The organism is Maricaulis maris (assembly GCF_049116555.1).
GTDB classification, from domain to species: domain Bacteria; phylum Pseudomonadota; class Alphaproteobacteria; order Caulobacterales; family Maricaulaceae; genus Maricaulis; species Maricaulis maris_C.
This window is the reverse complement of sequence record NZ_JAGDYT010000017.1, coordinates 1-610: the sequence shown is the minus strand read 5'-3', so window position 1 is coordinate 610 and position 610 is coordinate 1. Positions and strand designations below refer to the sequence as shown.

Below are 610 nucleotides of genomic sequence, written 5' to 3'. Positions count from 1 at the left end.
GGCAATGGTGCGGCGTCGAACTTCTCGGCGACCAGTGCGACGGTCTACACCGCCACGATCACCCCGGCGGCTGATGGCACGGTGACGGTTGATGTCGCAGGCAGCGCCGCCCAGGACAGCGCCGGTAATGGCAATACAGCGGCGACGCAGTTCTCGATCGAAAATGACGAGACGTCGCCGACCGTAGCCCTGACAACCGGCTCTGCCGATCCGGTCTCCGGCGCCTTCACAATCACCGCGACCTTCTCGGAAGCGGTCACAGGCTTCGCCATTGGCGATCTCTCGGTCGGCAATGGTGCGGCGTCGAACTTCTCGGCGACCAGTGCGACGGTCTACACCGCTACGATCACCCCGGCCGCCGACGGCACGGTGACGGTCGATGTGGCCGCCGCCGCCGCTCAAGATAGCGCCGGCAATGGGAATGTCGCCGCGACGCAGTTCTCGATCGAAAATGACGAGACCGGGCCGACCGTAGCCCTCTCGACTGGGTCTGCCGATCCGGTCTCTGGCGCCTTCACAATCACCGCGACCTTCTCGGAAGCGGTCACGGGCTTCGCCATCGGCGACTTCTCGGTCGGCAATGGTGCGGCATCGAGCTTCTCGGCGACCA

At 65.4% G+C, this 610-nt stretch carries 1 protein-coding gene; it reads left to right on the top strand.

Features of this window, described 5'->3' with window-relative positions; translation table 11 throughout:
- On the top strand, window positions 1–610 hold a 610-nt coding region (locus JXQ94_RS13910), incomplete at both ends, for an Ig-like domain-containing protein (RefSeq protein ID WP_421924389.1).